Origin of the sequence: Amycolatopsis anabasis (genome assembly GCF_009765355.1) — a bacterium.
GTDB classification, from domain to species: domain Bacteria; phylum Actinomycetota; class Actinomycetes; order Mycobacteriales; family Pseudonocardiaceae; genus Amycolatopsis; species Amycolatopsis anabasis.
Genome location: NZ_VTHK01000011.1, coordinates 231,545 through 239,378, shown reverse-complemented (window position 1 = coordinate 239,378; position 7,834 = coordinate 231,545). Strand labels below are relative to the sequence as shown.

At 65.4% G+C, this 7,834-nt stretch carries 8 protein-coding genes and 3 pseudogenes; 4 read left to right on the top strand and 7 right to left on the bottom strand.

The window, feature by feature from the left end:
* Positions 1 to 524 (bottom strand): annotated as a pseudogene (locus FXO23_RS17365) (IS5 family transposase); the annotation flags it as partial.
* 187 nt (positions 525 to 711) lie between these two features.
* Between FXO23_RS17365 and FXO23_RS17360 the strand changes: the two are divergent.
* Together FXO23_RS17360 and ltrA are read left to right on the top strand one after the other, a co-directional pair.
* Positions 712 to 1,092, top strand: a pseudogene (locus tag FXO23_RS17360) (transposase); the annotation flags it as partial.
* A gap of 1,264 nt (positions 1,093 to 2,356) precedes the next feature.
* Positions 2,357 to 4,090, top strand: coding sequence for a group II intron reverse transcriptase/maturase (gene ltrA, locus FXO23_RS17355; RefSeq protein WP_218952072.1), 1,734 nt, complete (start codon positions 2,357 to 2,359; stop codon positions 4,088 to 4,090).
* Positions 4,091 to 4,160: 70 nt separating this feature from the next.
* Here the strand turns inward: ltrA and FXO23_RS51605 are convergent, their stop codons facing one another.
* Positions 4,161 to 4,526 carry a hypothetical protein gene (locus tag FXO23_RS51605; protein ID WP_246257451.1) on the bottom strand — a complete coding sequence of 122 codons (366 nt, stop codon included), beginning with the start codon at positions 4,524 to 4,526 and terminating at the stop codon, positions 4,161 to 4,163.
* Here FXO23_RS51605 and FXO23_RS51600 point away from each other — a divergent pair.
* Entirely contained in the window at positions 4,443 to 4,757 is a 315-nt protein-coding gene (locus FXO23_RS51600) for a reverse transcriptase domain-containing protein (RefSeq protein ID WP_246257447.1), read from the top strand. The two genes, FXO23_RS51605 and FXO23_RS51600, sit on opposite strands and share 84 nt — an antisense overlap.
* Here FXO23_RS51600 and FXO23_RS17345 read toward each other — a convergent pair.
* The 4 genes from FXO23_RS17345 to FXO23_RS17330 all read right to left on the bottom strand — a co-directional run bounded on the left by FXO23_RS17345 (position 4,690) and on the right by FXO23_RS17330 (position 6,767).
* Positions 4,690 to 4,839: a hypothetical protein gene (locus FXO23_RS17345; RefSeq protein WP_158886043.1), complete on the bottom strand. Its 150-nt coding sequence runs from the start codon at positions 4,837 to 4,839 to the stop codon at positions 4,690 to 4,692. The genes FXO23_RS51600 and FXO23_RS17345 overlap by 68 nt on opposite strands.
* 345 nt (positions 4,840 to 5,184) lie before the next feature.
* A complete protein-coding gene (locus FXO23_RS17340; RefSeq protein WP_158886041.1) occupies positions 5,185 to 5,532 on the bottom strand; it encodes an STAS domain-containing protein in 348 nt (115 codons plus the stop codon).
* A 245-nt stretch (positions 5,533 to 5,777) separates the two neighbouring features.
* Positions 5,778 to 6,122 (bottom strand): aminoglycoside phosphotransferase family protein, encoded by a 345-nt coding sequence (locus FXO23_RS17335; RefSeq protein ID WP_343034490.1) that lies wholly within the window; start codon positions 6,120 to 6,122, stop codon positions 5,778 to 5,780.
* Between the two features lie 75 nt (positions 6,123 to 6,197).
* The gene (locus tag FXO23_RS17330) at positions 6,198 to 6,767 is read right to left on the bottom strand and encodes a TetR/AcrR family transcriptional regulator (protein ID WP_158886039.1); all 570 of its coding nucleotides are present in this window, start codon (positions 6,765 to 6,767) and stop codon (positions 6,198 to 6,200) included.
* 129 nt (positions 6,768 to 6,896) lie between these two features.
* On the opposite strand from FXO23_RS17330, the gene FXO23_RS17325 reads away from it, so the two are divergent.
* Entirely contained in the window at positions 6,897 to 7,619 is a 723-nt protein-coding gene (locus FXO23_RS17325; protein ID WP_158886037.1) for an alpha/beta fold hydrolase, read from the top strand.
* A gap of 50 nt (positions 7,620 to 7,669) precedes the next feature.
* Here the strand turns inward: FXO23_RS17325 and FXO23_RS52685 are convergent.
* Positions 7,670 to 7,819 (bottom strand): annotated as a pseudogene (locus FXO23_RS52685) (hypothetical protein); the annotation flags it as partial.
* Between the last annotated feature and the right edge of the window lie 15 nt (positions 7,820 to 7,834).

The following is a 7,834-nucleotide window of genomic DNA, read 5'->3' as shown; positions in this document are numbered from 1 at the left end:
ATGTGTCGTGGTCGTAGGCGCGGTCGGCGTAGACCCGCTCGGGCCGCCGGCGAGGTCGCCCGCGGCGGCCGCGGATGGGCGGGATGGCCTCGATCAGCGGCATCAATGGGTGACGTCGTGGCGGTTGCCGCCGGTCAGGGCCACCGCCAGCGGGATACCGCTGCCGTCGGTGATCACGTGGTGTTTGGAGCCGGTCCGTGCTCGATCGACCGGGCCGGCACCGGTTTTGGGCCGCCCTTCACCGCCCGGACATGGGAACCATCCACCGCCGCCCGTGACCAGTCGATCAGCCCGGCGGCGTTGAGCTTGGCCAGCAGCAGCTCGTGCAGGCGTTGCCACACTCCGGCTTCGGTCCAGTCCCGCAGGCGCCGCCAGCAGGTCATGCCCGAGCCGTATCCCATCTCCTGCGGCAGAAACTCCCACGGGATGCCCGTGTACAACACGAACAAGATCCCGCACAACGCCTTCCGGTCGTCCACACGCTTGCGGCCCGGATGGCGGAAACGGCGCTCGACCTTGGGCAGCAAGGACTCGATCAGCTCCCACAGCCCGTCCTCGACTTCCCACGGCCTGCGCTGGGCCACCAAACCTCCCGCCAGATGATCAACAACCGGCACGATCAAACCACAGACCAAGATCATTCTGTTAGGAACCCTTATGGCCCGCCGGAGGAGAGACCCGATGACCGAGACGACAGAGCAGGCACCGGTAATGGTTCCGGTGGATGCGGTGGACGAGCAGTTGGCCGCGCAGCTGGTGGACAAGGCTCGTGCGGAAGGGCTGAGCCTGACCGGGCCGGACGGGCTGCTGGGCAAGCTGACGAAGATGGTGCTGGAGAACGCCCTGGAGGGCGAGATCACCGAGCACCTCGGCTACGAACCGCACGAGCGGGCCGGTCGCCCGGACGGCAATGCCCGTAACGGCAGTCGCGCCAAGACAGTGATCACCGATGTGGGTCCGGTGGAGATCAGTGTGCCGCGGGATCGGGACTCCAGCTTCGAGCCGAAGATCGTGCGCAAGCGCCAGCGTCGGCTGTCCGGGGTGGATGACATGGTGATCCCGTTGTCCGCTAAGGGCTTGATCACTGGTGAGGGTGCGCCGTGAAAGCACTGTTGTATCGCGAGGAGGTGGAAGACCTTCTCCTGTGGGTCGTCGCAGCGGCCTGTTGAAGTTGAGGGCAGCCCGAACCGGGAGGTGTCGGTAAGGGTGGCAAGCGGCCCTGACAAAACCGGGACGTGCCAGAACTGCCAGATGGTGCGGGTCCGGCGAACGAGTCGAAGAGGTATACGCGAGGAACTGGTGTGTTACGTTTCCTTAAGTGGTCACCGGCTGAAACCTGGCGGATGGCCGGTTGCGATGCGTACCCGTTCTCTGATGAGTCGGGGAACTCCTGGGCGGGGAGTTTCACCTTCGCAGGGAGGCCGTGGTGAAGGTCTGCGGCGTAGTCACGGCGGTATCGCGGGAACAAAGTCAGATGCCTCCTTCGGTAAGCGATCAGCAGTGAACACGGGAACTGTCCGGCGGTGGTTCCCGGCTCGTGAGCATCCAGTTCGCGTGTCGGGATAGGCACACTGTCTGCTGAACACGCCGGGCGGGGCGGAGCCGTCGTAGTACTCGGAGGCCGGGAGAGCCGGTCACGTGGGGAAGGACGGCAGCGGTTTCGAGAAGAAGGGATGCTGCAATGCCGAAAGACGCGTCGCTGAATAGCGGCGCTCTGGAACGTGCCGAAGTCGGGGCGTTCCGTCGGGTATCGGAGATGCAGGCCAAGCTTCATCGTTGGCTGTGATCCGTTCTTCCGAAACCGCCGGTGGCGGGGGATGGCAGGGGCCAGGGCAGATGCCTTGGTCACAACTGAATTGTCCGATGGTCGGTGTGATCCCGGCCCCTCATGATGCATGGAGGAAAAGCGACATCCCCATGGCCGCGACTGGTTATCAAGGCTGTGGAAGCAGGGATGTAACGGGGATAACCGGCGACCTCGACGTCCGGGACGCCCCTAGCAGGCTGCCTATGGTCAGGAGACGAACGCACGCCCGAACTGTCGTTAGCAGCATCGGACCCACGCGAGGTAGCGGGTTCGGCCCGGAAGGGCATGGTCCATCGGGGCGGACAGGTCCAACGGTGTCCGCCCGTGCATCCGCCATGGTGGCCCGGCAGACAGTGCGGACCTACGGGCAGCGTCAAACGGACGATTCGGAACGGAGTAACCCCGTGCAGGCTCTCATCGGGTTCGGTGAGCAGGCGACCAGGCCGCATGCCGGTATGGGGAAGGATTGCCCGAGAAGCGAACGCGTGGGGTAACGCCCACGATAGGCCGACGCGGGCACGGTCATGTGGAAGGAAAGGGGTGTGAGTAGTGGGAAGAAACGGAAACGACGGCCCGCCCGATGACGGGCGGTCGATCGGAGACTGGGCATCGGTTCCCTGGCGGAAGCTGGAGACCACGGTGTACCGCCTGCAAAAGCGCATCTTCCGAGCCTCGTGTCGTGGCGATGTGGCGGCAGTTCGTAGTTTGCAACGCCTGTTGATGAAATCGGAAGCCGCTCGCTGTCTGGCGGTGCGCCGGGTGACGCAGGACAACCAGGGCAAGCACACGGCCGGGATCGACGGGGTCGCCTCCGTCTCGCCCGACCAGCGCTGGCTGATGGTAGACCGCCTGCGACATCCGGAGACGATCAAACCACGACCCGTGCGACGGGTCTGGATTCCCAAGCCTGGCAAGACGGAGAAGCGCCCGCTGGGTATTCCCGTCATGTTGGACCGGGCGCTTCAAGCGTTGGCGAAGCTAGCGCTGGAGCCCGAGTGGGAAGCCAGGTTTGAGCCGAACAGCTATGGTTTCCGTCCGGCCCGTTCCGCGCATGACGCGATTGCGGCGATCTTCGACGCGACCTGCAAGAAGGACAAGTACGTCCTGGACGCAGACATCGCCGGATGTTTCGACAACATCGCGCATGAACCACTCCTGGCCAAACTCGCCACGTTCCCCCGGCTGCGGCATCTGATCAAGGGATGGCTCACTGCCGGGGTCATGGAGGGCAAGGCCTTGGAGGCCACCTGGCGGGGCAGCCCGCAAGGTGGCGTCATTTCCCCGCTGCTGGCGCTGATCGCCCTGCACGGTCTGGAAACGGCGATCACCTCCTCGTTCGGCAGCCGCGACCGACCCCAGGTCGTGACCTATGCCGACGACTTCGTGGTCCTGCATCCTACTCGTGCCGGGATCGAGAAGACCCAGCGTATCGCGGAGGACTGGTTGAGCGGGATCGGGTTGCGTCTGAAAGCGAGCAAGACCCGGATCGCTCACACCCGGCTCGCCCTTGACGGGCCAGCCGGTTTCGAGTTCCTGGGTTTCCACATCCGTCGCTACGTGACCACCGAGTATCGGCCGGGTAGCGACGGGCGGAAACAGCCCGTGATCAAGACGCTCATCAAACCCAGCAAAGACGCCGTCAAGCGGCACCATCGAGTTATGCGGAACATCATCCGAGCACGCAAGACAGCGCCGCACGAGGCGCTGATCAGCGCGCTCAACCCGGTCATCCGGGGTTGGTCGATGTATTACCGCACGGTGGTCGCCAAGAAGGTCTTCGCCTCCTGCGACTATCGGTTGTTCTCGACGCTGCTGCACTGGGCTGGCCGCCGTCACCCGAAGAAGAGCGCGGGCTGGGTGTTCGCGAAGTACTGGCGACGACGCGACGAAGGCCGTCTGGAGTTCGCTACTCCGGACGGTCCGCGGCTCGCTGTCCACGCGGACATTCCCATCAAGCGCCACGTGAAGGTACGCGGTCATGCCAGCCCTTACGACGGGAAATTGGTCTACTGGGCCAGCAGGCTGCGCGACCACCCGTTGACCACGAGCAGGATCGCGATCCTGCTCCGCCGCCAGCGCGGGAAGTGCGCACACTGCCGACTGCTGTTCACCGATGCAGACACCATCACCGTCAAACAGTTCGTCCCTCCTCAATGGAACGGGCTGACCGATCTGACAAGGATGCGTGCGCTGCATCAGCATTGCCGCGACAACATCAGCGACCAGGCCAAAGACACTTATCGAGCCGAGGTTGCCGAGGTGTTCACGACAAGAACCGCATGATCGAGGAGCCGGATGAAGCTAAAGTTTCACGTCCGGTTCTGTAGGCGAGCCGCCCCCGCGAGGGGGCGGCTTAGCCAGCGCGTCGGCCGATCCTGGCCGACGGTTCGATGACCTGTTCAACCTCGTGCACGACCCGACAACCCTGCGTGTTGCATGGGAGCGGGTCGCGTCGAATACCGGGGCACGAACTGCCGGTTCGGATGGCCTCACCGTCGGCCGGATCGAGCGGGAGATTGGTGTCCCGGAGTTTCTGGGCGGTATTCGCCGAGCGGTCAAAGATGGTTCGTTTCGGCCGCAGCCGGTGCGGGAACGGTTGATTCCCAAGCCGGGTGGGTCGGGGAAAGTCCGCAGGTTGGGCATTCCTACCGTCACTGATCGTGTGGTGCAGGCCGCTTTGAAACTGGTCCTGGAACCCATTTTCGAGGCTGATTTTCATCCGGTCTCGTTCGGGTTCCGACCCAAGCGGCGAGCACACGACGCGATCGCCGACATCCACCTGTTTGGTAGCCGCGGCTACCAATGGGTGCTGGATGCCGACACACGAACGTCAACGCGGCCGCCTCCACACCGCCGAAACCCTGGACACTCTCGGCACCCTGCTACACGACACTGGCGACATCACACGGGCACTCGACTGCTGGCGCGAAGCCCTGCGCATCTTCGATGACTACGGCGGTCACCGCGCCGACGGCCTTCGACACCGTCTGCACACGCTCGAAGCCACCGCTGAAAACGATCGCCCATGACATGGCCATTCCTGGTGTGGAACCAGGTCCAGCACCCTCGCCGACACACCCATGATCATTCCTGGCCCGTTGGTGGAGCGAAGGCTGCACCGAGGTCGCTGATTTCGCGGTTGTCCTGAGAACCGTACGGCTGCTTCGGCACGGTCTATTCGCGGTCTCGCGATGTCCACACAGGACGCTGATGCAGGTCAGGCATGGTTCGGTGAATCCCCTCAAATCCGTCCAGCGTGCGTTCGAGTCGCACCGGGGGCACTGGCTCTGACCAGTCAAATCAGCCCCTCACCAGGGAAACCCGGTGAGGGGCTGATCGCGGGCAGCGGAACCTGGATGGTGCAGGGGCGGCACGATTCACCCACCCGAGCGGGGGCGAGCGCTCCTGCCTGTGGTGAGGGCGGCGGTGCGGGTGGCGATCACGAGTCGCAGTTCGGTGTGTTCGCCACAGTCGCGTCGCGCGGCGATCAGCGCGTTCAGCCCAGCCGAGGAGAAGAGGCCGCACTCGGTGAGGTCCACGATCAGCACCGGCGGCCGCTCGCGCATGGCCAGGCCGATCGACTCGGCGAGCTGCGGAGCGGTCGCCAGGTCGATCTCGCCGTGGACACTCAGCACGACGGCCGGGCCGTGGCGGTCCACGGTCACCGTCACCGGTGTGGCCACCGGGTTCGTTCCGGGCTGATCGCCGTCGCTCGTTCGCTCCACAGCTCCCTCGTCTTCTTTCCGCTCACCATCGTGCCCGCCCCTTCAGCGCGCCACCTCAACCGCCCTCATGGCGTACCGGCATCACCCACCATTGCCGCCCCTTCCGTATCTAGGCACCTAATGGGTGTGCTTGTGACCTGTAGTTGGTCCCTGTGATCGATAGGTGGTCCGCTCGGTCCCGATCGCGCGCTACGCGGCACGAGAGTGCGTGTGGGCTCAGCAGGTCAGAGCGAGCAGTTCGTCGATCACCGGCGCTGGACCGCCATAGGTGAGGTGCGCGAGGCTGCCATCGGTGCGATCACCTGGCTCCAGGCGTACAGCCTGTCCCCGTCGAGGCCGCACGCCGTCGCCACTCGCTGGCAACGAGCCTCGACACCTTCCTGTCCGGCGCCGGCTACCACGTAGTCGACGACGTCGAAGCATGGATCGCCTGTGCACGCCTTCGGGTCGATCGCGACCAGACCGCGCGACGGGCCGCCGTCCAGGACGTTGCCGAGGTGCGGATCGCCGTGCAGCAACACGGGGCTGGCCTGAGTGTCCAGCAATGTCTCGCAGCGCCGTATCGTCCGCTGCCACGTGTCCCGGTCGATCCGTGCGCCGATGGCCGGTTCGGACAGCCGCCGACCGATCCGGGCGAAGGCCTCCTCACACCGGCCGCGCCGCCGTCAGCACAGGGCGCTGGCTGCTTGCACGTCGGTGAGTGTTTGCCGTGCGAGTTCACCGAACTCCTCGTTGTTGGTCGTGTCGCACCAGCGCGCATAGGCGACCTTCCAGGCGAGCGCGCCCAGTTCGGCGGCCACGCGCGCGGTCAGGTCGGGAATGCCGCGGCGTTTGAGCGCGTCGATCATCGACGCGGTGAGGTCAAGTCCCTTCAACGCCTCGCGCTCCCGCAATTCCGGGTTGGCGACGATCACTGCCGACCTCCGGGCACCGAACTCGCGATGGTCGGCGGTGAAGGCTTCCCTCCCGATCACGTCCAGAGCATGGGCCACAGCTTCGAGCGGACCGGCCCCGGCCGGCGCCGCGGCGATCCCGTCGACGAGCAACCCGGCCATCGTGCCCCCACCGAAGAGCACCTCCCGCTTGTCCGGGAAATGACGGAAGAAGGTGCTCTTGGTGAGTCCGGCGCGTTCGGCGATCTGGATCACCGTCGTGTTCTCGTAGCCCCGTTCCTCGAACAACTCCAGGGCAGCGGCCACGAGTCGCTGTGATGCGTTGGGTTGCCAGCGGGCCATGGGAACAGCCTACGGCACTTGGTCCCGTCACTGGTGTATGGTGACGGGACTAAGTCTCATCACTGTGTTGTTGGAGGTTCCCATGAGCCGAGCTGTCAGCTACGAGACGTTCGGAGGTCCCGAAGTACTGTGATCGTTTTCCTCCACGGAGTACCACAGACAGCCGCGATCTGGCGCAAGGTGCGGGCCGAGATCGGCGCCGATTCGGTGGCGCTGACCCTGCCGGGGTTCGACGGCTCACGCCCGGACGGGTTCACCTCAACCAAGGACGAGTACGTCGACTGGGTCGCCGGCCAACTCGACCGGTACGACACCGTCGATCTGGTCGGCCACGACTGGGGCGCCGGACTGGTGTACCGACTGGCGATGACCCGGCCACTGCGCTCATGGGTCGCCGACGTCGGCAGCTTCCTGCACCCCGGCTACGTCTGGCACTCCCTCGCGCGGACCTGGCGGACGCCCGGCGACGGCGAGACGGCGATCGCGGGCATGGTCGCCACGGGCCCCCAGGCCTTCGCCGACTCCGCCGCCCAGTGGGGCCTGTCGAAGGAGGACGCGCGGGAAATGGCCAACAGCTTCACCGAGACCATGGGCGCCTCGATCCTGTCGCTGTACCGGTCGGTCACCTCGACCGCGCACGCCGACTGGGGCCCGCTCACCCCGACCGACGCGCCCGGCCTGGTCCTGCACCCGGTCGACGACGAGTTCTCCGACGAGACCAAAGCGCGCGAGGTGGCCGCCGCGTTGGGCGCGCGGTTCCAGCTGATCGAAGGCGCAGGCCACTTCTGGCCGTACCAGGCTCCGGAGCAGGCCGCCGAGATCCTCCTCAAGTTCTGGGCATCGCTGCGATAGGACAATCCTGACTGGACAATTGAGACGACACTGTTTCCCTGGTCCCACCTTTGGTCGGCCTCTGCCGCGGCAAAGGACGCGACGTCGCGAGCCATCCGCATCACCTGCTCCTGGAACAGCGGGACGCCAAGGGTACGTTCCAAAACCCTGACCAGCAGCGGATGCGGGTGTGCCCACTTTTCTTCGCCGCTGCGACGGCGACACCCGCCGCACCC

What these genes read in the sequence shown, in the direction of transcription:
- FXO23_RS51605 (WP_246257451.1), bottom strand. Translation starts at nt 4,526, where the DNA reads ATGAAAATCAGCCTCGAAAATGGGTTCCAGGACCAGTTTCAAAGCGGC.
- FXO23_RS17330 (WP_158886039.1), bottom strand. Translation starts at nt 6,767, where the DNA reads ATGGCCCGCTGGCAACCCAACGCATCACAGCGACTCGTGGCCGCTGCC.
- FXO23_RS17345 (WP_158886043.1), bottom strand. Translation starts at nt 4,839, where the DNA reads ATGTCATGGGCGATCGTTTTCAGCGGTGGCTTCGAGCGTGTGCAGACG.